This is a genomic window from Mycobacterium sp. BK086 (assembly GCA_004362315.1).
Lineage (GTDB): Bacteria > Actinomycetota > Actinomycetes > Mycobacteriales > Mycobacteriaceae > Mycobacterium.
On the sequence record SNWL01000003.1, the window covers coordinates 1,459,358 to 1,484,510 of the forward strand.

Genomic DNA, 25,153 nt, shown 5'->3' on the forward strand with positions numbered 1-25,153 from the left:
TTCTGGGTCGGCACCGGCCCAGGCCGCGCGGCCCAGTGCCGCAAGCGCGCTCACGTCCGCCTCGACGCCACGACGATCTGGTTACGGCCCAGCCTGCTGATCTCGAGACCGATCGCCGGATCGGCGAGGGCGCGAAATGCCGAGGGGCTGTATGCGCGTAGCGAACTGATCAGACCGTCGTGAGCGAACGGCAGGAACACGAACGGCAGCATCGACGCCAACCGGAGCAGGTGTACCGGGGCGGGCGGCCGGTATAGGTCACAGACGAGCAGCCTGTCCGCCACCCGGGTGCCCTCGGTCAACACCCGGGCAGCCTGGGCCGGCCGCAGGTGATGAAACGAGAGGGCAAACAGCGCCAGGTCATAGGAGCCGTCGGCCGCGTCGATGTCGGTGGCGTCGACGCGGCGCACGACAGCGCGAGGATGGCTGCCCAGGTCGCCGGCGGCGATGTGCGACACCGATACCGGGTCGATGTCGGTGACCGTGACGTGGGCGTTCGGGTGCGTTTTCAGCAGAGCTCGGGACAGCGCACCGTGACCCGCTCCGAGTTCCAGGATCTTCGGGGTGGGGATGTCCGCGACCAGTGGCAGGGCCCGGGCGGCGAGGTGATCGTGATCGCGCAGGATTCGGCCCATCCAGTCGAGCGACCAGATCACCTGCCGCTTGACGCGGTCGCTGACATCGTCTCGGTCCAGGTATTCCGGACGATCGGTCTGAAGACGTCGATCCAGCCACGACGCGTCGAACCCGCCGCGCGGCATGGTGGCAATGTCCATCATGGGCCCACCCAGCTTGGCGACACTTCGTCGGCAACCGCCTCGACCACACTGAGCGGTGAGGCGGTCGGCACCACCCGGGTCATCCGGAACCCGGCTTGCGCCAACAGCTTCCGGTACTCATCGGCTGACCGCTCGCGGGAGCCGAGGTTCAGCAACATTTCCAGGTCCACCCAGTTCTCCGGACCGTCGCGGCCGTTCTCGCGCACGACCATCTCGACGAGCAGCACCGTGGTGCCCGGCCGGGCCGCCGCCCGAACATTGCGCAAGATCTGCAGCGCCTTGTCGTCCGGCCAGTCGTGGATGATGTTCTTCAGCAGGTAAGCATCACCCCCGCCGGGAACCTGATCGAAGAACGACCCTTCGACGATCCGCACACGGTCGGCGACGTGGTTGGCGCTCAACAACTCTGGTGCGCCCGCGACGACCCGCGGCACATCGTAGAGCACGCCGTCGGATCCGGGTGTCGCACCGAGGATCGCGGCCAGCATCGCACCCTGTCCCCCACCGACGTCGACGATCGTGCGATGTGTCGAGAAGTCATAGCTGGCCACCACGACGGCCAGCGTCATCTGGGCAAGGCTGGTCATCGTCTGGTCGAAGAGGTCGGCATGGTCGGGGATGTGGATGAGATAGTCGAACCCTTCCATGCCGCGCAGTGCGGGCACGATCGACTCACCTGTTCGCACCGAGTCGGTGAGCAGCGTCCAGCGTTCACGCTGTTCTTGGGAACCCTGGAACAGAGCCGCTCCCTTCAGCGAGATCGGCGCGTCGGAACGGAGGGTCGCGGCAAGGGAATTCAGTGCGTAGCGACCGTCGCGGCGGCGACGGAAGATTCCGCGGCCGATCAGCGCCCGCATCAACCGGCGCAGCGCGTCGGAGTCGGCACCCACCCGGGCAGCCAGCTCATCGATCGACAGTGGTCCGTCCGCAAGCGCATCGGCGATACCGAGCTGAGCGGCCGTCGTGATCGCCTGCGCGGGCCACCCGGATACGACCAGCTCCATCATGGCCATGGGTGCGGGCAGCATGCGTTGGTGGAGCAGCAGTAGGTGATGCCGAGTCCACTCGACTCCGCGGGCGAGCCAGGCGGGCGGCACCTTGGCGGCCTTAGGCATGGGGTGCCTCCCGGATTCCGACCCGTTGATGTAGCCGAACGAGTGATGCCGGTGCCCACCAATTCAATCGGCCCATCAGGTGCATGAACGCCGGAACCAGCAGTACCCGCACGAGGGTGGCGTCGGCCACGATCGCCAGCGTCAATCCGACACCCAGCATCCGTAGGAACGACACCTGTGCACCGGACAGTGCCGCGAAGGTGATGGCCATGATCAGTGCGGCGGCGGTGATCACCCGCGCGGTGCGGGCCAGTCCCAGCGCGACACTGGTGTCGTTGTCGGCGGCGGACTTACCGCTCGCCAGCCAGAATTCGCGGATCCGCGATACCAGGAAGACCTCGTAGTCCATCGACAGTCCGAACGCGATGCAGAACAGCAGCACGGGGATGCTGATCGCCAGGGTTCCGGTCGACGTGGTGCCCAAGGCACCGAGGTTGCCGTCCTGGAAGATCCACACCAGCGCACCGAATGCGGCGGAGAGCGAAAGAACATTGAGTAGCAACGCTTTCAGCGGCACCACGACGCTTCCGGTCATCAGGAACAGCAGCGCGAACGTGACGACCGCGATGATCGCGAGGACCATCCACAGCCGGGATCCGATGGCGCCGGCGGTATCCCGGTTGATCTGCGGGGTGCCGCCGATGAGCACCTGCCGGCCCGCGGGCGCGGGAACCGCCTGCAGCAGGTCGAGCTGACTCTCGGATGCGTGCGAATACAGCGGTGCGGTGCTGGTGACGGTGAGGAACGCGCTGCCGTTCGTGACGGCGGTCGCAGCCGTCGGCGGACCCACGGCCGCGCCCTTGACGAAGGTGACGCCGGGCGACGAAACGGACGACACGGCGGGCACCTCCGACAGTGCCGCGGCGTAGGTATCGAGTTCTGCCGCACTGACGTTCTTGACATCCGGTATCACGATGGTCAGATTCCTGGCCAGGTCGGCGGCGAACTCGGTGCGCAGCTGGTCGCCGACCACGTGCGCCGAACTCGACGTCGGCAGCACCCGGTCGTCTGGGACTCCCCAGTTGGCGCCGAGGAACGGGGCGCCGAGCACCGCCAGAAGCGCGACGATCAACACCGAAACAGGTACCGCCCTGCGCATCGAGAACATGGCCAGCCGATACCACGGGCTCGCCTCCACCGGACGTACTGCCGCGACCGGACGCCGCAACCAGCGGCGCAGATCCAGCGAGTCCAGCCGGTCACCGAGCAACACGATCGCCGCAGGTGTCACGAAAACCGCAGCGAGAGAAGCAAATGCGACCACGGCGACACCCGCATAACCGAACGACTTGAGGGCATAGATCGGGAACAACACCATCGCCGCCATCGACAGCGCGACCGTCATCGCGGAGAACAACACCGTCCGGCCAGCCGAGACCATGGTGTGCCTGAGCGCGTCGTCGCGTCCGGCACCGGCCGCCAGTTCGTCGCGGAACCGGCTCAACAGGAGCAGCGTGTAATCAATGGCCAGCGCCAGCCCAAGAGCCACAGCGAGATTGAGCGCGAAGATCGAGACATCGGTGGCGAACGTGACCACGTGCAGCACGGCCATCGCGCCGAAGATCGCGACGGCGCCCACCGCCAGCGGTAACGAGGCCGCGACCAAACCCCCGAACACCCAGACCAGAACCAGGAAGCTGAGCGGAATCGCGACGCCCTCCATGATCTTCAGGTCTTTCTCGCTCTGCTCGGTGATCTGCAGCATCATGGCCGCCTCACCACCGGCCCGCACGGTCACGCCGTCGCGATCGTGAACCACCTTGCGCATCAATACCCCGGCGTTCTTGGGCGCGCCGTTGTCGCCGCCGGTGATGCCCGCCACGATCAGGCCTGTCGTGCCGTCCTTACTGATCAACGACGCGGCCGCCGACGGCGGAGCGGTCCACGGTGAGCTCACCGTCGCCACGGTGGACGCCTGGCTCAGCGTCTGCACGATCTCGGTGCCCACCGCCCGCGCCGCGGCGGCATTCGCGCCGTCCGGCGAGCTGACGGTGATCAGCAGCGGCATGTCTCCTTGCCCGAACGTGCTCGCCAGCACACTCCTCGCCTGCGAGGACTGCGCGCCCGGATCGGTCAGTCCACCCGCGGAAAGCTTGCCGGCGACCGGAACACCGAACGCCGCCATAGCGACCAGCACCAGCACCGCGATCGCAATCATCCGCCGAGGAGCGCGAATCGCGAGTGCCGCGATACCCGCTAACACGGCGACAGCGTTCCCGCCAGCCACTGTGTGCGCGCCTCGAGCCGGCGAAGTTTTCCGCTGGACGTGCGCGGCAACGTGCCGGGTGCCACCAGCTCGACGTGTCCGACGGCGATACCCGTCCGCTGCAGCACGCTGGACGCCACGTCTGCTGCCAGGTTCTCGGGGGCGTCGGCTGTGGTCTCGACGATCATGGCCAGTGCCTCGTCGTCCGCATCGACGGGCACGTAGGCGACGGCCACCGCGCATCCTGTGCGAACACCGGTCAGCCCGTCGAGTGCGGCCTCGAAATCCTGGGGTGCGTGGTTCGCACCCCGGATGATGATGGTCTCCTTGCTGCGTCCGCAGACGAAAAGCTCACCGCCATGGACGAATCCGAGATCACCACAGTCGAGCCAGCCGTCGTGCAGCACCTGAGCGGTCAGGTCTGCGCGACCGAAGTAGCCGGCCATCACACTCGGCCCCCGGACGAAGATGTGGCCCACCTCGCCGGCGGGCAGCGGACGGGAGTCCTCAGCACGAATCTCGACCTCGACCCCCGCCAGGGGGCGGCCGGTGCTCACCAGCTCCTTGTTGTCGCGCTCGACGACGCTGAACTGACTGCCCGCCGGCTTGAACGTCACCGCCAACGATGCTTCGGCCAGCCCGTAGACGGGAGTGAACGCCTGCCCGTCGAATCCCCATGCACCGAAGCGTTCGCTGAAGCGGCGCTGAACCTCGGCACTGGTCAGCTCGGCACCGTTCAGGCACAACCGCCACGAACTCAGGTCCACGCCGTCAAGATCCTCGTCGCGAATCCGCTTCAGGCACAAGCCGAATGCGAAATTGGGTGCGGCGGTGATCGTGCCGCGGTGTCTGGAGATGGCGCGCAGCCAGGCGGCCGGAACGGCCAAAAACAGTTCGGGTGGCAACAACACCAGGGGGCGGGGCAGGTAGAACGCCGTCAACAGATTTCCGATCAACCCCATGTCGTGATAGAGCGGCAACCAGGTGACACCCACCTGCTCGGGCATGCCCGCGGTGACGAAGTAGTCGGCGATCGCCGCCATGTTGTAGAGCAGGTTGTCGTGGGTGAGGGCGACGGGTTTGGGGTCATGGGTGGTGCCCGACGAGAATTGGATGAGTGCGAGATCGGTGGGCGCGATCACGACATCGTCGCCTTCAGCGCCACTGAGCTCTACTGTTGTGACGCAACGGCTCTCGGACGACTCGAGCAGTGGCCGGATCCGATCTTCAGTCACCACAAGGGTGGCTTGAACCGCACGCAACATCGCCGCGGTCCGGTGCCGATACTCGTCGAGCTTGCCCAGCCGCACCGGAGGGTACATCGGCACGGGAATGGCCCCCGCGTACAGCACACCGAAGAAACTGGCGACGAACTCCGGCCCGGTCGGCAACACCAGCGCGACACGATCGCCGGTCTTCACTCCGGCGGCGCGCAGACCCCCGGCGAGTGCGCGCGCCTGGCGGTGGATTTCGGTAAACGAGACTGCGGTGTCGTTCTCGTTGCGGTCGACGAAGAACAGTTTCTGCTCGCTGTGCGCTGCGGCGTCGAGCATCTCGGTCAACGTCGCGAACTTGGGCCGTATCGCCGGGGCTGCGGTCACGTTCGCTCCTGGATGCGGCGCAACACCAACTGGGCCAGCTCACCGACGGTGGTCAGGTCGTCGTCGTCCTGCGCGTCCAGATCGATGTCGTAGCGCGCCTCGATCCGGAAGACCAGCGACAGCACCTGCGCTGAGTCCAGTCCCGCATCCTGAAGGCCGGATTCGGGCGTGAGAGTGACTGCAGTGCTGTCGGTTTCGGATTCGATGAACCCGATGATCTCCTGGGTGAGCCCCGCCAACGTGACCTGCTGTGTCATTTCCGGGTTCCGCCCCACTGGATGGCCGCGGCACCCGCGAAGTCGCCGGCGTGCGCGAACCCGGCCATCATCACGACGTCACCGGCGCCGATCTGGCCATCGCGGATGGCGGCCTCGAAGTTCACCGGGATCGCCACCGCGAACAAATTGCCGCACTCGTGGAAGGTATCGCGATGCCGCTCAGGCGAAATGTCAAGCGCCTCATTCCAGTTGCGTAGCAACAGGCGATTGGGCTGATTGGTGACCAGCAGGTCGAGGTCGCCCGGTTTCACCCCGATGCGATCGCAGACCGCACGCACCACCGCGGGAACCTGCCGGTTGCCGCGGGCGAGCACCTTGATGATCTTGCCCTCGTTGAACCCGACATAGCCCTGCCCCGGCCCGGCCTCCCACCACCGCCGCGCCGGATCTGCGGCCAAGGTCATGTCGGTGGCATTCTCACCGAAGTAGCGGCATTCGACATCGAGCACGGGCGAGCTGTCTGACAACGTCACCAAGCCGACCGCCGCACCGTCGCCGGGAACCGACGCCTGAGCCAGCTTGCGTACCTGGTCCTGTTCGAAGATCTTGCCCGCGGCGTTCTGCGCGACCGCAATCAGCGCGGTGCGCCCAGCGCCGCTCGTCAGTAGCTGGCGAGCGAGCTTGAGCATCAACACAAATGCCGCGCACCCGCCGTTGTGCACGTCGATGATCCACTCGGGGCTGATGCCGAGGCGCTTCGCGACCTCGCCACCCGCACCGAGGATCGGCAGATCGGGCAGCTGCGAGTGTGTCAGCAGCACATCGACCTCACTGAGCACATCGGCTCCGTGCCGCGCCGTCAGGTCCGCGACAGCGCGCTCGATCATGTCCACATTGGACTCGTCGTCGGCGGCATGATGGCGGAAATCCGGTGGCCGGAACATCGGGTTGTCGCGCAGGTCGTCGTTGTCGCTGTACTGCGTGTACCAGTCTGCGGCAACACGGTTTTCGGGCAGATATGTGGCGACGTCGATCAGGCTGACGGTGGGCTGGGAGCCGGCCGGGCTCATGATGTCCGCATCCAGTCCGGCGTGACGGGCAGGCCGTTGCGGTGGCGGTATTCGGCAATCGCCTTGAGGTTCTTCAATTCCAGGAGATGACCCGCGCCGAACATCTCCCAGAAGTCACCCACCCAGACCGGGCGCTCCGGCGGAGCGGTCTCGGGATACGGATTGTCGTCGTAGAACGGATGGTGACAGTTGGTCCAGAGCACCACCGAACCGGGCTTGTTGAACACCACCTGGGCGTCCACCACGCGCATCAGATAGATCATCCACAGGTGCCGGCCCTGATCCCAGGCGCAGTGATAGTCGACCGTGCGCGCCTCGCGGTTGGCGACGGTGCGGGTGTAGATCTCGGTTTCGCTGCCCAGCCGGTCGTAGGCCAGCCATAGCCCGGCCTCGTCCGTCGGGGTGAACCCACGCAGGCTGTAGGTCCATTCCTCCAGTGAGCGGGTGTCGGCCAGGTACTCGTACAGTTCGTCGGGCGGGCAGTCGATGAAATCGTTGACGGTGCAGTACTCGCCGAACACGTCGTCGTGGGGATAGACGGCGTGGATCATCTCCATCAGCACCGGGGTGGCCTTCTCCCTGGGCGAGGTCTCGATGCGCATCAGCCCGGGGATCGGCTCGTCGACGCCCCCAGTCCGGTGATTGTGGTGGGCGGTGATGTCCTCGAGCGCGGGCAGTGTCATCGGTTGTCCTTTTGATCGAGAAACGCAGTGAACGGCGGGATTTCGTCGGCCGAACATTCCACCGCAACCACGGACGGGCCGTCGGCGTCCAGTGCGGCCTTGATCGCCACCCCCAGGTCACCGATGTCTGTGACGTCGGTCGACGGCAATGCCGGGAACATCGCGGCCAATCCGGCCCCGAGCCGGCTGGGTCCGAATCGGTTGTAGCTGTAGCGGTCACCGTAAAACATCTGCTCGCGGGTGACGCACATCGCGTGGGCGTGGTTGTCGAACAACACGAACGTCACCGGAAGCCGATGGTGCAGCGCGGTGTGAATGTCCATGCCGTGCATGAAGAACGATCCGTCACCGGCGATGACGACCGTGCGACGCCCGCGCGCGAACGTCATGCCGATGCCCGCGCCGAAGCTGTACCCCATGCCGCCCATACCCAGGGCCACCAGGAACCGGCCGTCGCGGCGGGCGGGCAGCCAGTGGATCGCGGCCGCGCCGACGTTTCCCGCGTCGACGACGATGTCGGTGCCCGCCGGCAGCAGCTCGTCGAGTGCGAGCATCGCCTCCCGGTACCGAACCCCCGGCCCGGCATGCCGCGGCGGTGCCAGCTCGCCGCGGCTGACGTCGGCGATCGGCTCAGGGCGTTCCACATCGCCGGCCAGCGCGTCGGCGAGCAGGTTCAGCGCGGCACGCAGGTCGTCGCTCTCGACATGCGTGGCAGGCACATACGGCGGTGCTGAGCCGATCGACCCTACGGGCAGCCGTTCCAGGTCGAGGCCCGCCCGGGCCATCAGCGGCAGCCGAGTGCCCACCAGCAGGCACGCCGCGCTGTTGGCCAGCGCCACGCCCACCGCGGGATGGCCCATCACCCCCGCGACACCCAGAGCTTCTGGAGCCACATCTTTCGCGTCGGGAACGGCGGCGATGCCCGCGCGCAGCACGGCCCGCAGGTTCTCCAGTTCGGTACGGGCATCGTCGCGGGCCACCTGGTCGCCGGCGATGATCGTCACCGGACCCTCCACGCCACGCAGCAGCTCGGCCAGCGCAGCGATGTCCCCGACCCGTCGCGGAGGCTCATCAGCGAGGTCGGGTGACCCAACCTCGACCGATGCCTGCTGAATGTCCTTGGGCAGCAACAACACCGCGGGGCCGCCGAGGTGTGCCGCAGCCGCCAAGGCCTCGGGCAACGCGGTCATGATGTCGGCGGGGGTCAGCACCCGCCGGCAGAACACCGACACCGCCGCGAACAACGCCTCTCCGTCCAGCGCGCCGCCCCGGCCACTCGTGTCCTGGAACGATCCGTGGCCGTCTGCCGACGTCGGCGGCTGGCCGATCAGGGCCAGTACCGGCACCCGGCTGGCGAATGACTCCCCCAGCCCCGGGATGGTGTTGAGGGCTCCGCCCCCCGACGTCGCGACGACCACACCGATACCGCCCTCGGCACGGCTGTAGGCGTCGGCCATGGCCGCCGCGGAGAACTCGTGCTTGGCGACCACCGCGGTGATATCTGGGCAGGCGTATGCGGCGTCGTAGAGGTCCTCGATGTTGGCGCCGTCGACACCGAACACATGATTGACGCGCCGCCGTGCCAGGTGTTCGACGATGTAGTCGACTACTCGCGTGCGCCCAGCCCCTGCGCCGTTGGACTCAGAGCTGACCGGCATGACGTTCGAGCGCAGTCGCCCCCGGCACGTGTCCAGAAACAGCGCTCGCCATGACCCCCACCTAGTCTGTCTAACTTGCACGAACCCTAGTGCAGACACCCAGCTCTTCGCCGGGCTTTGGCGATCTGATAGACAATCGCATCGCGTGGTAGCGGTATTTGCCCGAACCGGGCGCCGAGTGGGCATGCGCGAAATGTGAACACGCCGGTGTCCGGTAACCGATCGCCGCAGCGGGCCCGACTCGGGTGCTCGCCGACGCGATCTGGCGGGCTTCGACCGATCCGCTCACCGCCAATTGGACACACTGTCAATTTCCTGTGCGTTAGCCGGTTTTGCGGGCCCGCCGCCCGACGACCGAAAGTGGCGCTGACGGACACGAAGTATCGCCGAGCCAGGGAACTTAGGACCGCGTGCCCCCTCGGGACGCGTCGTCGCACGTTATTGACCCTGCCGCAACTCCGGGTCCGCGCCAGGCGCCCCGGCAAACCCCCGATGACCCTTGACGTTCGTTTGTGGCGTACATCACACTGAACTTCTTTCCGTGAACACACGCACTCTGCCGCTGGTACAACGCACGTACTCGTACCGCTGGTAAACGCACGACAACCAAGCTCGAACTTTGCTGGGGGGAAGTAGTTTTGCCAGCGATTAAGGAGGTGCCTGCCGTTGACCGCAGGTGTCCATGACGCGACTGCGGCGCAAGCAGCGACCGACCCCGAAGGCATCGATCTTGCCTGCGTCGACCTCGACGCGACGATCACCACGAACGGCGAAATCGTCCCCGCCGAGACGCCGGTAGAGATCAGCCCCCAGCAGGAGCCCGAGCCGGTCGCACAAGCGTCGACCGGCCGGCAAGTCGCCGCGATACTAAGCAGACCGCTTAGGCATGTTGTCGGCCAAATGGATTCGTCGCTACAGACCCTGGGCCGTTTCTTCGGCCTGGGCGCTCAGGCGTTCGGCTTCCTCATCACGGACCTGATCCGGCTGCGCCACCCGTGGCGAGACACCATCAACCAGGCCTGGTTCATCATCAGCGTCACCGCGATTCCGGCATTGCTGGTGTCGATCCCGTTCGGGGTGATCGTGGCGGTGCAGGTCGGCAACTTCATCCAGCAGGTCGGCGCGTCCTCGGTCTCGGGCGCCGCCGGCGGCCTCGGCGTCATCCGGCAGGGCGCGCCGATGGTGGCCGCGTTGCTGCTCGGCGGCGCAGCCGGCTCGGCGGTTGCGACGGATCTGGGCGCGCGCACCATCCGCGAAGAGGTCGACGCGCTGCGCGTGATGGGTGTCGACCCGGTCCAGCGACTGGTCACCCCGCGGCTGGCGGCGATCGTCTTCGTGGCGCCGGTGTTGTGCGCCTTCATCATCTTCATGGGACTCGCGGCGGGCTACGCGATCAACGTCGGCTTCCAGTCCGGCACGCCGGGAAGCTACATCGCCTCGTTCGCCTCGTTCGCCAACGTCAACGACGTCGTCGTCGCCATGATCAAGACCTGGTTGTTCGGCGTGGTCGTGATCCTCGTGGCCTGTCAGCGCGGTCTCGAAGCCAAGGGCGGTGCGCGCGGTGTGGCCGACGCGGTCAACGCCTCGGTCGTCATCGGCGTGGTCGCGGTGTTCGTGCTCAACCTGATCATCACGCAGGGCGTCTCGATGTCGATGCCGCTGAGGATGGGCTAGATGGCGACTCCGTCACGCCATCTGCCCGGCGTCATCCGCGCTCCGCTGTGGATCGCCGACCAAGGCGACTCCGTCTTCCAGCGCCTCGGACATCAGGTCAGCTTCATCGCCCAGGTGCTCGGCGCGATCCCGCACACGCTCAAGCACTACCGGCACCAGACCGGGGTGCTGCTGGTCGACGTGATGTGGGGCAACGGGTCACTGATCGTCGGTGGCGGCACGATCGGCGTCCTGATCTTCATGGGTGCGGCCGTCGGCGGCTCGGTGGGCATCGAAGGCTACGGCGCGCTCGACATGGTCGGGATGGGCCCGCTGACCGGGTTCGTCTCCGCGTATGCCAACACCCGGGAGATGGCGCCGATGATCGCCGGCATCGGCTTCGCCGCGCAGGCGGGCTGCCGCATGACGGCCGAGATCGGCGCCATGCGGATCTCCGAGGAGATCGACGCGCTCGAGGCGCTGGGCATTCGGTCGATCCCGTTCGTGGTCACCACCCGCGTGATCGCCGGAATGCTGACCATCATCCCGCTCTACGTGGTGACGCTGGCGCTGAGCTACGTGTCCTGCGCACTGGTGGTCAACGTGATGCACGGACAGTCATCGGGCACCTACTACCACTACTTCGACTCGTTCATCCAGCCGTCCGATGTGGTGTTCTCGGTGCTCAAGGCTGTCATCTTCGTGACGCTGATCATCGCGATCCACGGCTATCAGGGCTACTACGCCGTCGGTGGCCCCGAAGGTGTCGGGCGGGCATCGGGACGGGCCATCCGGGCCAGCATCGTCACCGTGGTGGCCGCCGATATGGTGCTGACGCTGTTGTTCTGGGGCAACAGCCCCGGGATTCGGATCTCGGGATAGGGCATGTTCGCATCAGCCGATCAAGGAGGGCGCAGGCCCAGTTCGCGCGCACTGCGAATCCGGGGCCTCATCGCCGCCGTGGTGCTGATCGTCTCGGGCACCGTGCTGTATCAGCTCGGCACCGGCGGCTACGCAAACACCTTCAAGCTGACGGTGATGGCCGACAAACTGGGCGAGGGTCTGACGCCGGGTGCCGAGGTGAAGTTTCGAGGCCTGACGATCGGTTCGGTGAAGACACTGCAGTCGGCCGGATTCAACAAGCAGAAGATCACCCTCGAACTCGAGCCGAACCAGGCCGCGGCCCTGGCGGCCGACACGACGGCGAATTTCACGTCCTCCAACACCTTTGGGCTGGCCGCCGTCGAACTGACCAGCAGTGGGGCCGGCCCACGACTGGCCTCCAACCAGACGCTGGTGGTCGATACGAACGTGAAGTCGGCGTCCATCACCGGACTGCTGCGCCAAGGCCAGAAATTCGGCCGGATCATGGACTCCCCCGATATCGACCACATCATCGGAATCGTGCGCAAGCATGCCGACCTCACCGAGCCGGTCACCCGGTCCTACTTCGATCTGATCAAGATGGTTACCGACTCCCAGAAAGTGCCTTTCTCACAGTCGCTTTCGGTGCTCGCCTCGGTGGTCAACGGTGTCAGCGACGCCGTCCCGCTCGTCAGCCTGGCCTATGACCTGCTCAACGGAATGGAGTTCCTGGCACACCCCGATGGTGTCGACCGGATGAACCTGATCATGAGCCAGTTGTCACAGCTGCTGTTCACCGCGGACGGAATCTTCGCCAAGCACATGACCTGGCTGGTCCCGCTGTTCGGCGGAATCATGAGCGTCTTCGTGCCGTACGCGTATATGTACGGAAGCATGTCGCCGGCCTACGACCGGATCTCGGGACTTCTGGACCGGACCAGTACGGCGTTCCCGATCATCAACGGCAAGGTCCGGCTGAATCTCGAACTCACCCTGGACACCATGCCGGGGCTGGCGGCGGCGCTGCCCGCGGAGGCTCCCGCGGCCGCGCCGTCGCAGGGTGGTGGCCGATGAGAAGCGTGACCAAATCCGTGTTCTGGCTGACGGTGTTCACCGCGGTCGCGGTGGTTTGTACGCTCATCGTGCTGACGGCGCTGCGCAGTCCGGTGACCGGGTCGCTGTCCCGCTACACGGCGACGTTCTCCGACGTGTCGGGGCTCTATGTCGGTGACGACGTGCGTATCTCCGGGGTCCAGGTCGGCAAGGTGCAGACCATCCGGCTCGACGGGCGGGTCGCCAAGGTGGACTTCACCGCCCAGACCGATCATCCGGTGTACGCCAATACCGTTGCCGCCGTTCGCTATCAGACCCTGATCGGTCAGCGTTACGTGGAACTGGTCCAGCCGCCCAAGCCCGAAAACCGGCTGCCGGACGGCGGCACCATCCCGATCGGGCAGACGATCCCCTCGTTCGATGTCGCCAAGCTGTTCAACGGGTTTCAGCCGATGTTCCAGACCCTCGACCCCGCCCAGTTCAACCTGTTGGGCGAGAACCTGCTGCGGCTGATCCAGGGCGACGAGTCCGGCATCGGCCCGTTCCTGCACGACCTCGACGAGATCTCCAAGCTGGCTGTCGACCGCCAGGTCGTGCTGACCACCATGATCCGTAATCTCAGCGCGATCTCCCAGGACCTGGGCGGCAAGTCCGGGCAGCTGTTCCAGCTCATCTCCCAGCTCAACGTGGTGCTCGCGCAATTCGGTTCCAAGGCTGAGGAATTCCGCTCCGCCCTGGACAGCGGACTGCCGGTGCTGCGCAACACCACCCACGTGATGCAATATTTCGAGCGCACGTTCGACGGGACGACCGGTCCGCTCTTCGACCTGAGCAGCCGGATGTGGCCGCAGACCCCGACGATCATCGCCGGCCTGTCGCTGGCCCCGTCGCTGATCCAGGGCATGCGGAACTGGCTGGTTGACGAGGAACCCGCCACGCCGACGTTCTCCTGCTCCCGCGGCGAAGTCACCCTGCCCGGGATCGGCGAGGTGTCCTTCGCACAGCAGAACCTGGTGGTGTGCCGCTAATGGAACTCGACAAGCACCTCACCACGCTGCGCGCGAAAATCGGTGGGCGGCAAGGCTCGCGAGACGAGGTCGCCACCGCCAGGCGCAACCGCAGAAACGGCATCATCGGCGTCGGTGTCATCATCGCCTCGCTGGCGGGCACCGCGATGGCCTACCTGAATCCGGCCGACGAGGCCGGCTACACCGCGCACCTGCCCAACTCAGCCGGCCTGCGTGCCGGCGATCAGGTCCGGGTGGCGGGCATCGCGGTCGGCAAGGTCACCGGCGTTCGCCTCGACGGCGCCCTCGTCGAGATGACGTTCGACGTCGAGAACTCGGTCAAGGTCGGCTCGGACTCCACCCTGGACATCAAACTGCTGACCCCACTGGGCGGCCACTACGTGGCGCTCGATCCGAAGGGCACGGCGCCGCTGGGGCGCAACGGGATTCCGCCGCAGCGGGTCACGTTGCCGTTCGAGGTCAACGACATCATCCAGGCCGCCACCCCGGTGGTCAAAGAGGTCGACGGCCAAGTCATCCACGACACCTTCGCCGAGGTTGCCAACGCGGCGAACAGGTATCCCGACGCGATCCGCAACCTGCTCCAGTCCGCGGACAAACTGACCGAATCGATGAGCAAGTCGACCACCGATTTCCACCGCGGCCTGGACTTCATCAACGACGGGCTTCGGGCGATGACCAACGGACGTGCACAGCTCATCGCACTGTTCGAGCAGTTCGACATCCTCGGCCAGATGTACACCTCGAAGGCCGTCGACATCGTCGAATTCTTCGCTCTGATCAAGGAATTGACCCGCGTCCTCGACCGGCTCACGATGTGGTACGGCAAGGATGTGCTGCCCATCGCCGAGGGGATCGAGGACATCAGCGACACCCTGGCCGCTCACCCCGAGCGGTGGGGCACGGCGCTGGACGGACTTGGCCAGACGCTCAACATCATCGGGCCCATGCTCAGCGGCAACGGAGTCACCTTCGACCAGCACAACCGGCTGGTCCCCGGTCAGGATCTGTGCCTCCCCAACCTCATGAAGACCTGCTGACATGGCCGGGGAATCGAGCATCGGCTCGCGACTGCGGTCACGACGGGTCATCGCCGCGGTCGTGGCCATCGTCGCCGTCCTCGCGGTCGCCGTCGTCGTCGGCATCAAGATCCTCACGCCCAAGATCAATCCCACCCGCGCGATGTGTGCCGAATTCACCGACGCCGTGGGGCTGTATCCCGGCAACAAGGTCGCGCTGCTGGGTATCGAGGTCGGTTCGATGAACGCGATCGTCAACAAGCCCGACCACGTCGAGGTCGACTTCACCGTGCCCGCGGACCTCATCCTGCCCGCCGATGTCGGCGCGGTCACCTATTCGCAGTCCATCGTGACCGACCGCCATATCGAACTGACCAAGGCCTACACCGGCGGCCCGAAGTTCACCGGCCCCGGGTGTATCAAGCTGAAGTCCACCAAGACTCCGATCAGCGTCAGCGAAACATTCTCTGCCATCGGCAATCTCACCGACGCCATCCTGGGATCCGAACCAGGCCAGGACCCGGCCAAGGCGCCCGGCGTGCAAGCCATCAACGACAGCCTCACCGCAGCGAGCAATTCACTGCAGGGCACCGGGCCGGGCATCAACAAGACGATGCGCAATCTGCGCACCATGCTCGCCGACCCCTACAAGGCCGACGCCGACTACCGCCAGTTGTTCGAGAACGGCGAGATCCTGTCCTCCGACTTCCTGAGGAATTGGGACAGTTTCGCCTCGGTGATCCGGACGCTGCCGGTCACCACCCAGTTGATGGAGGGCCTGTCGGACAACTTCGGAGCGGCGATGGCGTATGTGTCGCACCTGCTGCCGACGCTGATCGAGGCAATCAACCGATTCGGGCCGCGGTTCTACGAGAAGTTCGACGCCCGGTTCGGCGGCTTGCGTGACCTGCTGAACCGGCACATCCCGGCGATCACCGCGATGATCAATTCGTGGCCGCAGTTCAGCCACTGGATGGCCGACATCTACGAGCCCGCGTGGGGCACCCACAACGTCACCTATATCCCGCCGCAGGTATCGATCGCGCCGACGCAGGCCGGTGCCATCTGCGAGGGCCTGAAGGAACGCAATATCCCCGGTGCCGCGGCGGCCTGCGGATCGGGCACCCCGTCCGACCCCATCACCCTCGGTCTGACCAATCTCGTTCTCGGGGCGGCACTGTCATGACCCGACAGACGATGCGCGCACTCTGTGCACTGGTGGCGACCCTGACACTGAGTCTCAGTTCGGGCTGCTCACTGGATCCGACCCGGCTCCCGGTGCCAGGCGCCTACACCCCCAGTCACGCGTACAACATCAAGATCGAGTTCGCGAGCGTGCTCAACCTGCCCGCACGCGCCAAGGTGGACTCCGGTGGTGTGCAGATCGGCGTGCTGGACCGCGTTCAGCTCGAGGGCACAACCGCCGTCACCTACGTCGAAATCGCCGGCGATACAAAGCTCCCCGCCAATACCCGTGCTGAGCTCCGCCAAGCCACCCCACTCGGCGACATCTACATCGCGCTGCTTCCTCCGGAGGACAAGTCCGGGCCGATCCTGCGCAACGGCGACACCATCCCGCTGCGCAACACCTCACCCGCGGACAACGTCGAAGACCTCCTGCGCTCGATGTCGAACCTGGTGGCCGGCGGCGCGATCGGCACGCTGCAAACCACCGTGGTCAACGTCAACAAGGCGTTCCCGGAGGACCCGCACGAGCTGACCCGCATGCAGAAGACCGTCGCCGGCGTGCTCAACGACCTGGCCGCCAATCAGGACACCATCGACCAGATGCTCGACGGCATGGCGAACATCACCTCGGGCTTCGCGGACAACACCCAGGTGTTCAACCGGCTCGTCACCGAAGGTCCGGCGAAACTCCATGGCCTGTCGGCGGTCACGATGGCAATCCTGGACGTGGTCGGCGCGTCGAAGGATGTCGGCAAGCTCGGCGGCGATCTGATCAACCCGATCGCCGGCGATCTGATGCAGATCCTGTCCTACATCACGCCGATGATCCACACGATGGCAACACTCGACACCACGATCCCGGTGATTGCCGACAAGTTCGTGGCGCTCTTGCGTTACAAGCTGCTCGGATGGTTCCGCGACGGCGGCCCGAAGTACACGATCACCGAACTTCACGCGCCCACCGGACGCGAGGGTGTGGATCCTGCCGACAAAGCCGATGCGGCCGTGCAAGCGATGCAGACGATGGGACTGGTGCCATGAAATTCGGTGCGCGCACCACATTGGCCATCCTGGTGGTGATGACACTGGCCGGCGCGGCGTACATGTCGTTCGGCGTTCTCGACGTGGGGCCGACCAAGCAGGTCAACCGACTCACGCTGCTACTCAACAGCTCCGGTGGCCTGATGCCGACATCGGAAGTGACGATGCGCGGTATCAAGGTCGGCCGGGTGACCGGCATCCAGACCACCAACACTGGTTTGGCGGTATCGATGGATGTCGACCGGAAGTATCAGGTGCCCGCGGACAGCACGATCAGCGTGGAGAACCTCTCAGCGGCCGGCGAACAGTACATCGACTTCAGGCCGAAAGTCATTGCACCGCCGTACTTCAGCGACGGCGCGGTGATTCCCGCGGATCGGGTCGCCCCGATCGTGACCGCCAGCGATCTGCTCACCAAGGCCAATGTGCTGTTCACGGCGCTGAACCTCGACCAGATCCACGGCATCATCAAGGACATGTCGGCGGCGTTCTCGGGCAATGACGAAACGATCGATTCTCTCGCCGTCACCGCCGGGTTGACCGCGAAGGTGATCCGCGACGACAAGGAACTGTTGACGACCTTGTTCAGCAATGTCTCCACGTTCACCACCAACCTGGGCGATCTCCATGCCGGCGAGATCATCAGCGAGACAGGAAAAATACTGCCGAAGTCGGTGCCCGCCTTCCTGCAGCTGATCCAACAGATCGAGATCCTGTCGCACACCGGCATCGGTGTGATCGGCCCGCAGGATCCCGCCGGGATCCTGGTGGCCAAGTTCGGCGAATGGCTCGATATGCTGGCCGGCCCGCTGGGCACCTTCGCCACCATCCTGCAGCCGGCGATGGCACCGCTGCACGACATCAAGATCGACGCCGGCCACTGGCTCGACTTCTGGGAATCGACGTTCAACGACACCGGCGGTGTGCGGGTGCAACTCAACGTTCCCCAATGGCACGAATAAGCGAGTGGCACCAATGAGCACGGACGAGAGCAACAAGGAAAGTTCGGACATGACCAAAGCAATTGTCGGCGAAGACGAAAAGGCCGACGCGACCGAAGCCGAAGCTACCGTCGAGGCCACGCCCGAAGCCACCTCACCCGAACCGCACCGAGGATCGCGGAGCCGCAGCTTCTGGGTGGCAGTCGTTTTGGTGGTGGTACTCATCGGCGGCGGCACGTTCGGATTCGTCAAGTACCGCGAGGTGAGCGGCCAGCTCGCGCAGCTGCGCCAGGCCCAAGCCGACCGCGATGCCGCGGCCCAGCTCGCCCGCGACTACGCGATGAAGTCGCTGACCTACACGTTCGAAGACCCAGACGCCTTCTTCCACGCGGTCGAAGACGGTGTGTCACAACAGCTCAAGGACAAGTACGTCAACGCCACCGACCTGCTCAAGGCGGTGATGCTGCAGGCGCAGGTGACATCGTCCGGTGAGGTGCTGGCCGTCGACCCGGCCCTTCAGCCCGACGGTTCCTACGAAGTGGTGGTGTCGGCGCACCAGACCACCCGCAATCTGCAGAACCCCACGCCGAAGGTGTCGATCATCCTGTTGCGGGTGACCGTGAACAAGGCCGGAGATGGTTGGCAGGTCACCGATATCGGCCCCAAGACCGGCACCAAAGCGCCTGAAGAACAACAGATCCCGGGTGCCGCACCGCCCGGACCTGCCCCGGCTCCCGGGGCAGGCCCAGCGCCCGCGCCTGCGCCAGCGCCGCCCGCGCCAGCCAAGCCGCGGTAGGTATTCGCCCGTGAAGCGGTTGTCAGCGTTTGTCGCCGTGGTGTTGACGGCGGCCGCCGGCGCCGTGCTCCCCCATGCGGCCGCTGACACCTCGCTGCCGTCGTGCCCGCAGTCGAACCCGGTGATCACCCCATCGGGCACATCCCCACTGGTGGATTGCACCCTGCACTCCGGTGATCTCGATTTCGCGGTCAATTACTGGAGCGTGCCGGAATTACCCCGGCCGAGGGCGGTCAAGGTCACCGTGACCGACAAGTCGGGCGCGGTCGTGCAGACGATCGACGAGCTGCTGGAACCCTCGACGCCCAGTGGCGTTGGTATGCAGGACATCGACGGTGACGGGCGCGACGAGCTGATCATCCCGATCTCGCAGAATCTGCTCAACGGCGGCAACCCCAACACGCGCTTCGCGGTGTGGCGCGCGGACGGTGACAGCCGGCACTACGAACGCACCCAAATGGTCGGGCAGGCCGCCTATCCCAGTGGGGACGGCTATCTGGTCACCAACGGCGGCGGGCTGGCGAGCCGCGACCTCACCTTCTATCTGCCCACCGGGGCGGGCTACACGCTCGTCGTGGCGTTGACCATCGAGGTCCTGGAGGCCGATCCGGCGACCAAACAGGCACTGACCGTGAATTGCCGCGCCCACCAGGAAGACGGTCTCCACGCCGTCGATATGAGCATCCGCCAGGCCGAGGACTACTTCTGCAATTCGCCCGCTGCAAGGGCTATTTGGCCGGACGCCAACCGGGTTCAGATCAAGCGCTGGGGTGTGTTCGGCAACTGAACGCTAGGGCGCGCACCACGCGCGGACCGCCACCAAGAGGTCCCTGGCCTTGGCGAGGTCGCTCGCGAGACGTTCCGGCGACGCCGGACGGTACGGATCGCTGTTGTCGATCTGGGAGGCCACCATGTTCGACCGAATCCGAAGGTCGATCCCGGGCGGGCTGCTCAAGTTGTGAAGCGGGCTCAATGGCGCACGAACCTGGGCCGCCACCCACGGCGGAGTTCCGGTCGGAGCGATCTCGTTGAACACGGTTTCGAGCCGATCCGCGGCCGGCAAAAGGAGACTGCAGTCGTCATCGCGGGCGGCCGCCACGGGTGCCGTGGCAAGGCACATCGTGGCGACCGTAAGGGCGGTCAGAGTTCGGCGACGCATCGGCTCTACCTTCGCATTTCGAGGCAGATCGCGAACAACCTTTGCCGATTTCACCGCGGCAGCCGGAACGCGCCTAGGATTCTCTAGCGATGGATTCGTCGGCGGAGTTCGATCGCGGCGCGGTCACCGATATCGCGCTCGCGATGTTCTTGGCGCGCGGATTCGGTTCGACGACTCTCGACGACATCGCCGAAGCCAGCGGATTTACGGTGGAGACCGTGACTCGGGTTTTCCCAACACGGGAATCGTTCGTCCTCGGCGTCGCCGACGACATGCTCGATTCGGCGGTCAAGCACTTGGCCGAAGGCGAGCAGGATGAAGACCTCGTCGACGCACTGACCCGTGCCCACAAAGAGATGTTGCGCGGGATCATTGACGGCACCGGGTCGGTTCCCCTGCAACGGATGCAACAGATGGGGCTGCTGGCGATGGCATCACCCACCCTGGCAACGGCAATCTCGGAACGGCGTAAAGAGACACTGCCGCTCGCGCTGGCGGACCACTACGGCATGGATCCAGAGGATCCCTTGATACTCCGAACCGTCAGGGTCTGGTCGGCGGTGGTATCGGGCACCTACGCAGCGGGGATCGGCGATCATGCAGATACCGAGCCCGAACGGGATCTCGACGATACGAAACGCATGACGCGACGCCTCGATCACGCGTTCAAGCACATCACCGGGCGAAGCGAGTACTAGTCCCCTCTCCCTTCTCGCCTTCTCGGCAGCGGGATGACTTTTCGAACCACGTCGCGTTCAGGCAGTCGAAGGGCATTTCCCAAGGCCGTCAGGAGAAGAAACATGAGCGTGGACAACATTTCCCGAATCGACGAGCTGGTTCCGTCGCGCTACGCGGTCCAGGTCGGCGATATCGAGGTGCTGGTGATCAGCGACGGGGTGCTGCCGATCACGGCATCGACCCTGGCCACCAATGCCGACTCGGCCGACCTGTCGGGCTGGCTGACCGACCAGTTCCTGCCGCAAGACGTGGTCGACTGGCCGCTCAACGTGGTCGTGGTGCGCACCGGTGGCCGGACCATCCTGGTCGACGCCGGCCTCGGCGTTGAGTTCCCGGACTTTCCCCGGGCCGGTCAGACGGTGCACCGGCTGGAGGCGGCCGGCATCGACCCCGGTTCGGTGACCGACGTCGTGCTCACCCATCTGCACATGGATCACATCGGCGGGCTGCTCACCGAAGGGTTGAAGGCCCGGCTGCGGCCCGATCTGCGGGTCCACCTGGCCAGCCGTGAAGCGGAGTTCTGGGAGGCGCCCGACTTCTCCCACACCGTCATGCCGCAGCCGATTCCGGATGTCTTGCGGCGCACGGCCACCCAGTTCCTCAACGACTATCGCGGACAGCTGCGGCCGTTCGAAACGGAATATGAGGTGGCACCGGGCGTGCTGATCAGCCGCACCGGCGGTCACACACCGGGACACAGCATCGTGAAGCTGGAGTCCCGGGGCGATCGGCTGACTTTCGCCGGAGATGCCGTGTTCGCCGTCGGATTCGATAAGCCTGAGTGGGAGAACGGTTTTGAGCACGACCCTCTGGAGGCTGCCCGGGTCCGGGTGGATCTGCTGCGGGAGCTCGCGGCGACCGGTGGATCTCTGGTGGCCACCCACCTGCCGTTCCCGTCGGTTTGCCATGTTGCCGCGGCGGGCGACGTCTTCCGGTGTGTGCCCGCGACGTGGGATTACTGAGGACGCGTTGTGGACGTCTACTCGGCAGTGACAAGCCGCCGGGCGGTGCGCGGGTTCACCGACGAGCCCGTTCCGACAGAACTGTTGGAACGGGTTCTCACCGCGGCGGCGTGGGCACCCTCGGGGTCGAATCTCCAGCCGTGGCGCATCTATGTGCTGACCGGTACGCCACTCGCTCGACTCAAGAAGATGGCAGTGGAGCGGGTGGCGACCGGTGACCCTTGGGACGAGCGAGAATTCGAGATGTACCCGAGCACGTTGAAGTCCCCCTACGGCGAACGTCGATCAGCGTTCGGCAGGGAACGGTACAGCTCGCTGGGAGTAGCTCGTGACGATTGGGAGGCGCGCCAACGCGCAGCGATCGGCAACTGGGAGTGTTTCGGGGCACCCGCGGCCCTGTTCTGCTACATCGACCGCGATCTCGGCCGACCGCAATGGGCGGACCTCGGAATGTACTTGCAGACGGTGATGCTGTTGCTTCGCGCGGAGGGGCTACACAGCTGTCCGCAGATGGCCTGGTCTCAGGTGCGCGCGACCGTCGCCGACGCGGTTTCGCCGCCCGACGATCTGATCCTGTTCTGCGGCATGTCAATTGGCTACGAAGACTCCTCGGTGCCGCACATCCGCACCGGCCGGGCACCGCTGGGCGAGACTGTCACCTTCATCGGAGACTGAGGGCGCGTCGCCACTACCAGCGGGCCGGTGCCGGCGTATCGATGGACAACGGCCGGTCGTATGAGAGATCGGACCGGTCGCGAGTCCCGACGAGATAACCCTTGTCGGTGAAGAACGACGACTGCAGAACCCTGGCGTCCGCGATGAACATGCCCTCGACCGTGGAACGGCGAACAGCTATGCGCCACTGCCCCTCCCGCCGTTCCAGTCGATCGATATAGCGACCGGTGATGAACTGGGCGGTCTTGCCGTCCGCACCGATAAGAACGACGATCGCGTAGCTATCGGCGTGCGCCGTGTCGCCGTCGATCTCACAGGTGTGGGTAGTGATGTTGTGCGTGTGCACCGTGGAGGTCTCAGCATGCGTCGCATTGGCCCACGCTCCGTACGCCGGGCCCGGATTCACCGCATGACCGTGCTCGTCCACACCGTCCGCGTGGTAGGCCGAGGTGATCAGGTCGATATCGTGCCGGTCGCAGCCACGAGCGTGTCGAGAGATGCAGTCGAGGATCTCACTTCGGTCCATGAGGTAGCGGACGTCCCTTCTCAGGGTGTCCGTTTCGGCGGCTGTGGTGGTCATGCCTCTCCTCGCGTCGGCGTCGATGACACTATACGATCGTACAGCACGGCTCGGATGTCAGAATACTCCTAACCGACGGAGCGAGGAGACATGGCGACATCGACGCGGCGCGTGGGCGCCGAAACGTCCAAGACCAGGGACACGCTGCTCGACTGCGTCGAGACGATGATGCTGGAAGAGGGCTATGCCAGTGTCACGTACCGGGCTCTGGCAGCCAAGGCGGGCGTAACGCCCAGCTTGGTCCAGTACTACTTCCCGACCTTGGACGACATCTTCATCGCCGCGATTCGCCGCTACTCCGAACGTGGCATCGTCCATCTCACCGAGCTCATGGAGCAACGGACCGACGATCCCCTGCGAGCGGTGTGGGAGTACAGCTGGGATGAGGCCACCGGTGCGATGATCACCGAGTTCATGGCGCTGGGCAATCACCGTAAATCGATCCGCACTGAGATCGCTGCCGTGACCGAGAACGTCCGCAAGCTCCAACTCGACGCGCTGGTCGCCAAATTCGGCAAGAACGCGAAACCGATCGGCGATCTCTCACTGCCGGCGCTGCAGCTGCTGATGTCCGGCCTGCCGAAATTTCTCAACCTCGAGGCGGGAATAGGGGTCAGGTCGGCGCACGCGGAAGTCACCGAAGCCTTTGAACGCTACATCGATTCGGTCGAGCCGCCCGCCAAGCCAAAACGCAAGTCCCCCGCACGCAAACCCACGGCCCGCCGCTGATCCCTCAGGCCCCCGCGAACATCCCGCGGTAGCCGTATGCCGGGTGGCGCTCACTGATGCCGGCGCCCGAGCCGAACAGCTTCTCTCGCAGCGTGCCCGGCCGGTATTCGCTTTGCATCAAGCCTCTGTTCTGGAGCACCGGGACAACGTGTTCGAAGAATTCCTCATAGCTTTGCGGCAGCAACGCATTCATGATCTGCACTCCGTCGACACCAGCAGCTTGGTATTCCACAAGACGGTCGGCGATGCTCTCCGGCGATCCGACGACCATCTGGGGAAGCGACAGTGACGTCAGGAAATCCTTGACCGTCGGTTTCACGCCGTCGGGCCAGGCGTTGATCATCGAAAGGAAGGCGCCACGGATTCCGGGGATCTCCTCAATGATGTCCGCCAGTGGCGTCGAGGGATCATAGCGGCCGAGATCCATCCCGCTCAGGCTGGAGAAGTACGCGGTCTGCGCCTCTTGGCTGCGGAACTCCTCCAGCTCGCCCCACTTGCGATAGGCCTCTTCATCAGTCGATCCGGTGATGAACATCATGCCCTGAAGGAACAGGATGTCGCCGTCGCACCTACCGCGATCGCGCGCCAATTCCCGCACCGTATTGATCTGCTGCGCAATTGTTTCCAGCGACATCGCTGACAGGAACATGAGTTCGGCATGGCTACTGGCGAACTCGAGACCAGCCGGGGAACCACCGGCTTGGGCCAGGACGGGCGTCCGCTGGGGAGACGGCTCCATCAGGTTGAATCCCTCGACGCTGTAGCGCTTGCCCCGATGGTTGATGTCGTGCACCTTCGCCGGATCGGCGTATCGCCCCGCCGCCGCATCGTTGACGACGGCATCGACATCCCAGGATCCCTCCCAGAGCTTGTACGTGACATCGACGTACTCGTCGGCCCAGGCATAGCGTTCGTCATGCGAGAGATTGCCGGGCAGCCCGAGGTTGCGGAAGGCCTGTTCGTTCGCCGAGGTGACAATGTTCCAGCCGATGCGCCCGTTGCTCAGGTGATCGAGTGTTGACACGGCGCGGGCGAAGACGAACGGGTGGTGCTGGATCACCGAGCTGGTGTAGAGGAATCCGATGTCGGTCGTTTGGTGCGCCATGGCGGGAATGACCATCGTGCAGTCCCCGATAGGGACGTTCATCGCCATCTCGAAGACGACGTCACGTGATCCGTTGTATTCGCCCTGAACTCCGATCACATCGGTGAAGAAGAATGCATCGACCTTGGCCCGCTCCGCTTTCTTGGCCAGGTTCACCCACAGATCGAAGTTCTTGAACTCACGGTTGCGGGCGTCGGGGTGGCGCCAGATCCCGTGGAAATTATGGCCGATGGAATCCATCACCAGCAGCGTGAAGATCATGCGTTTGGACATCGCACCTTCTCTCGAATTC

Annotated in this window: 25 protein-coding genes; 14 read left to right on the forward strand and 11 right to left on the reverse strand. The window is 65.2% G+C overall.

The window, feature by feature from the left end:
• Positions 1-50: 50 nt before the first annotated feature.
• From EV580_RS07230 to EV580_RS07265, 8 genes are read right to left on the reverse strand one after another with little or no spacing between them, the layout of a single operon-like run.
• The gene (locus tag EV580_RS07230) at positions 51-776 is read right to left on the reverse strand and encodes a class I SAM-dependent methyltransferase (RefSeq protein WP_133691081.1); all 726 of its coding nucleotides are present in this window, start codon (positions 774-776) and stop codon (positions 51-53) included.
• Positions 776-1,894, reverse strand: a complete 1,119-nt coding sequence (locus EV580_RS07235; RefSeq protein ID WP_133690366.1) for a methyltransferase — start codon at positions 1,892-1,894, stop codon at positions 776-778. The genes EV580_RS07230 and EV580_RS07235 overlap by 1 nt, the downstream gene beginning before the upstream one ends.
• Positions 1,887-4,097: an MMPL family transporter gene (locus EV580_RS07240; protein WP_133690367.1), complete on the reverse strand. Its 2,211-nt coding sequence runs from the start codon at positions 4,095-4,097 to the stop codon at positions 1,887-1,889. The genes EV580_RS07235 and EV580_RS07240 overlap by 8 nt, the downstream gene beginning before the upstream one ends.
• On the reverse strand, positions 4,091-5,701 hold the full coding sequence (locus EV580_RS07245; RefSeq protein ID WP_208114572.1) for a fatty acyl-AMP ligase: 1,611 nt from the start codon (positions 5,699-5,701) through the stop codon (positions 4,091-4,093). The genes EV580_RS07240 and EV580_RS07245 overlap by 7 nt, the downstream gene beginning before the upstream one ends.
• Positions 5,698-5,958: a phosphopantetheine-binding protein gene (locus EV580_RS07250; protein WP_133690368.1), complete on the reverse strand. Its 261-nt coding sequence runs from the start codon at positions 5,956-5,958 to the stop codon at positions 5,698-5,700. Before EV580_RS07250 ends, EV580_RS07245 begins: the two co-directional genes overlap by 4 nt.
• Positions 5,955-6,989: a 3-oxoacyl-ACP synthase III family protein gene (locus EV580_RS07255; RefSeq protein WP_133690369.1), complete on the reverse strand. Its 1,035-nt coding sequence runs from the start codon at positions 6,987-6,989 to the stop codon at positions 5,955-5,957. The genes EV580_RS07250 and EV580_RS07255 overlap by 4 nt, the downstream gene beginning before the upstream one ends.
• A complete protein-coding gene (locus EV580_RS07260) occupies positions 6,986-7,672 on the reverse strand; it encodes a DUF8713 domain-containing protein (RefSeq protein ID WP_133690370.1) in 687 nt (228 codons plus the stop codon). The genes EV580_RS07255 and EV580_RS07260 overlap by 4 nt, the downstream gene beginning before the upstream one ends.
• Positions 7,669-9,330, reverse strand: coding sequence for a thiamine pyrophosphate-binding protein (locus tag EV580_RS07265; RefSeq protein ID WP_133690371.1), 1,662 nt, complete (start codon positions 9,328-9,330; stop codon positions 7,669-7,671). Before EV580_RS07265 ends, EV580_RS07260 begins: the two co-directional genes overlap by 4 nt.
• Positions 9,331-9,996: 666 nt before the next feature.
• Between EV580_RS07265 and EV580_RS07270 the strand changes: the two genes are divergently transcribed.
• Genes EV580_RS07270 through EV580_RS07315 form a run of 10 tightly spaced genes read left to right on the forward strand, consistent with a single transcriptional unit; the run spans position 9,997 to position 19,700 of the window.
• The gene (locus tag EV580_RS07270) at positions 9,997-11,004 is read left to right on the forward strand and encodes an MlaE family ABC transporter permease (RefSeq protein ID WP_133690372.1); all 1,008 of its coding nucleotides are present in this window, start codon (positions 9,997-9,999) and stop codon (positions 11,002-11,004) included.
• Positions 11,005-11,865 (forward strand): MlaE family ABC transporter permease, encoded by an 861-nt coding sequence (locus tag EV580_RS07275; RefSeq protein ID WP_133690373.1) that lies wholly within the window; start codon positions 11,005-11,007, stop codon positions 11,863-11,865.
• 3 nt (positions 11,866-11,868) lie between these two features.
• Positions 11,869-12,921, forward strand: coding sequence for an MlaD family protein (locus EV580_RS07280; protein ID WP_133690374.1), 1,053 nt, complete (start codon positions 11,869-11,871; stop codon positions 12,919-12,921).
• Positions 12,918-13,928, forward strand: coding sequence for an MlaD family protein (locus tag EV580_RS07285; protein WP_133690375.1), 1,011 nt, complete (start codon positions 12,918-12,920; stop codon positions 13,926-13,928). Before EV580_RS07280 ends, EV580_RS07285 begins: the two co-directional genes overlap by 4 nt.
• Complete coding sequence (locus EV580_RS07290; RefSeq protein ID WP_133690376.1) at positions 13,928-14,968, forward strand: MlaD family protein; 1,041 nt, start codon at positions 13,928-13,930, stop codon at positions 14,966-14,968. The genes EV580_RS07285 and EV580_RS07290 overlap by 1 nt, the downstream gene beginning before the upstream one ends.
• A gap of 1 nt (position 14,969) precedes the next feature.
• Entirely contained in the window at positions 14,970-16,133 is a 1,164-nt protein-coding gene (locus EV580_RS07295) for an MlaD family protein (RefSeq protein ID WP_133690377.1), read from the forward strand.
• On the forward strand, positions 16,130-17,176 hold the full coding sequence (locus EV580_RS07300) for an MlaD family protein (protein ID WP_133690378.1): 1,047 nt from the start codon (positions 16,130-16,132) through the stop codon (positions 17,174-17,176). Before EV580_RS07295 ends, EV580_RS07300 begins: the two co-directional genes overlap by 4 nt.
• The gene (locus EV580_RS07305) at positions 17,173-18,138 is read left to right on the forward strand and encodes an MlaD family protein (RefSeq protein WP_133690379.1); all 966 of its coding nucleotides are present in this window, start codon (positions 17,173-17,175) and stop codon (positions 18,136-18,138) included. The genes EV580_RS07300 and EV580_RS07305 overlap by 4 nt, the downstream gene beginning before the upstream one ends.
• Positions 18,139-18,187: 49 nt before the next feature.
• Complete coding sequence (locus EV580_RS07310) at positions 18,188-18,913, forward strand: hypothetical protein (RefSeq protein ID WP_255525266.1); 726 nt, start codon at positions 18,188-18,190, stop codon at positions 18,911-18,913.
• Positions 18,914-18,923: 10 nt separating this feature from the next.
• Complete coding sequence (locus EV580_RS07315; protein ID WP_133690380.1) at positions 18,924-19,700, forward strand: hypothetical protein; 777 nt, start codon at positions 18,924-18,926, stop codon at positions 19,698-19,700.
• Between the two features lie 3 nt (positions 19,701-19,703).
• Here the strand turns inward: EV580_RS07315 and EV580_RS07320 are convergent, their stop codons facing one another.
• Positions 19,704-20,072, reverse strand: a complete 369-nt coding sequence (locus tag EV580_RS07320) for a hypothetical protein (protein ID WP_133690381.1) — start codon at positions 20,070-20,072, stop codon at positions 19,704-19,706.
• Positions 20,073-20,161: 89 nt separating this feature from the next.
• On the opposite strand from EV580_RS07320, the gene EV580_RS07325 reads away from it, so the two are divergent.
• The 3 genes from EV580_RS07325 to EV580_RS07335 all read left to right on the forward strand — a co-directional run bounded on the left by EV580_RS07325 (position 20,162) and on the right by EV580_RS07335 (position 22,447).
• On the forward strand, positions 20,162-20,770 hold the full coding sequence (locus tag EV580_RS07325) for a TetR/AcrR family transcriptional regulator (RefSeq protein ID WP_133690382.1): 609 nt from the start codon (positions 20,162-20,164) through the stop codon (positions 20,768-20,770).
• 102 nt (positions 20,771-20,872) lie between these two features.
• Positions 20,873-21,772: an MBL fold metallo-hydrolase gene (locus EV580_RS07330; RefSeq protein WP_133690383.1), complete on the forward strand. Its 900-nt coding sequence runs from the start codon at positions 20,873-20,875 to the stop codon at positions 21,770-21,772.
• A gap of 9 nt (positions 21,773-21,781) precedes the next feature.
• Positions 21,782-22,447 carry a nitroreductase gene (locus EV580_RS07335; protein WP_133690384.1) on the forward strand — a complete coding sequence of 222 codons (666 nt, stop codon included), beginning with the start codon at positions 21,782-21,784 and terminating at the stop codon, positions 22,445-22,447.
• Between the two features lie 13 nt (positions 22,448-22,460).
• Here EV580_RS07335 and EV580_RS07340 read toward each other — a convergent pair whose 3' ends face one another.
• Positions 22,461-23,027, reverse strand: coding sequence for a nuclear transport factor 2 family protein (locus EV580_RS07340; protein WP_133690385.1), 567 nt, complete (start codon positions 23,025-23,027; stop codon positions 22,461-22,463).
• Between the two features lie 90 nt (positions 23,028-23,117).
• Between EV580_RS07340 and EV580_RS07345 the strand changes: the two genes are divergently transcribed.
• A complete protein-coding gene (locus EV580_RS07345) occupies positions 23,118-23,756 on the forward strand; it encodes a TetR/AcrR family transcriptional regulator (RefSeq protein WP_133690386.1) in 639 nt (212 codons plus the stop codon).
• A 4-nt stretch (positions 23,757-23,760) separates the two neighbouring features.
• Here the strand turns inward: EV580_RS07345 and EV580_RS07350 are convergent, their stop codons facing one another.
• The gene (locus EV580_RS07350) at positions 23,761-25,122 is read right to left on the reverse strand and encodes an LLM class flavin-dependent oxidoreductase (protein WP_286171484.1); all 1,362 of its coding nucleotides are present in this window, start codon (positions 25,120-25,122) and stop codon (positions 23,761-23,763) included.
• Positions 25,123-25,153 lie beyond the last annotated feature (31 nt).

Excerpts from the sequence above, each read along its gene's own strand:
- EV580_RS07260 (WP_133690370.1), bottom strand. The coding sequence starts at position 7,672 with ATGACACTGCCCGCGCTCGAGGACATCACCGCCCACCACAATCACCGG.
- EV580_RS07290 (WP_133690376.1), top strand. The coding sequence starts at position 13,928 with ATGGAACTCGACAAGCACCTCACCACGCTGCGCGCGAAAATCGGTGGG.
- EV580_RS07250 (WP_133690368.1), bottom strand. The coding sequence starts at position 5,958 with ATGACACAGCAGGTCACGTTGGCGGGGCTCACCCAGGAGATCATCGGG.
- EV580_RS07340 (WP_133690385.1), bottom strand. The coding sequence starts at position 23,027 with ATGACCACCACAGCCGCCGAAACGGACACCCTGAGAAGGGACGTCCGC.
- EV580_RS07235 (WP_133690366.1), bottom strand. The coding sequence starts at position 1,894 with ATGCCTAAGGCCGCCAAGGTGCCGCCCGCCTGGCTCGCCCGCGGAGTC.
- EV580_RS07230 (WP_133691081.1), bottom strand. The coding sequence starts at position 776 with ATGGACATTGCCACCATGCCGCGCGGCGGGTTCGACGCGTCGTGGCTG.
- EV580_RS07285 (WP_133690375.1), top strand. The coding sequence starts at position 12,918 with ATGAGAAGCGTGACCAAATCCGTGTTCTGGCTGACGGTGTTCACCGCG.
- EV580_RS07310 (WP_255525266.1), top strand. The coding sequence starts at position 18,188 with ATGACCAAAGCAATTGTCGGCGAAGACGAAAAGGCCGACGCGACCGAA.
- EV580_RS07305 (WP_133690379.1), top strand. The coding sequence starts at position 17,173 with ATGAAATTCGGTGCGCGCACCACATTGGCCATCCTGGTGGTGATGACA.
- EV580_RS07280 (WP_133690374.1), top strand. The coding sequence starts at position 11,869 with ATGTTCGCATCAGCCGATCAAGGAGGGCGCAGGCCCAGTTCGCGCGCA.
- EV580_RS07345 (WP_133690386.1), top strand. The coding sequence starts at position 23,118 with ATGGCGACATCGACGCGGCGCGTGGGCGCCGAAACGTCCAAGACCAGG.
- EV580_RS07350 (WP_286171484.1), bottom strand. The coding sequence starts at position 25,122 with ATGATCTTCACGCTGCTGGTGATGGATTCCATCGGCCATAATTTCCAC.
- EV580_RS07265 (WP_133690371.1), bottom strand. The coding sequence starts at position 9,330 with ATGCCGGTCAGCTCTGAGTCCAACGGCGCAGGGGCTGGGCGCACGCGA.
- EV580_RS07320 (WP_133690381.1), bottom strand. The coding sequence starts at position 20,072 with ATGCGTCGCCGAACTCTGACCGCCCTTACGGTCGCCACGATGTGCCTT.
- EV580_RS07275 (WP_133690373.1), top strand. The coding sequence starts at position 11,005 with ATGGCGACTCCGTCACGCCATCTGCCCGGCGTCATCCGCGCTCCGCTG.
- EV580_RS07325 (WP_133690382.1), top strand. The coding sequence starts at position 20,162 with ATGGATTCGTCGGCGGAGTTCGATCGCGGCGCGGTCACCGATATCGCG.
- EV580_RS07330 (WP_133690383.1), top strand. The coding sequence starts at position 20,873 with ATGAGCGTGGACAACATTTCCCGAATCGACGAGCTGGTTCCGTCGCGC.
- EV580_RS07255 (WP_133690369.1), bottom strand. The coding sequence starts at position 6,989 with ATGAGCCCGGCCGGCTCCCAGCCCACCGTCAGCCTGATCGACGTCGCC.
- EV580_RS07295 (WP_133690377.1), top strand. The coding sequence starts at position 14,970 with ATGGCCGGGGAATCGAGCATCGGCTCGCGACTGCGGTCACGACGGGTC.
- EV580_RS07300 (WP_133690378.1), top strand. The coding sequence starts at position 16,130 with ATGACCCGACAGACGATGCGCGCACTCTGTGCACTGGTGGCGACCCTG.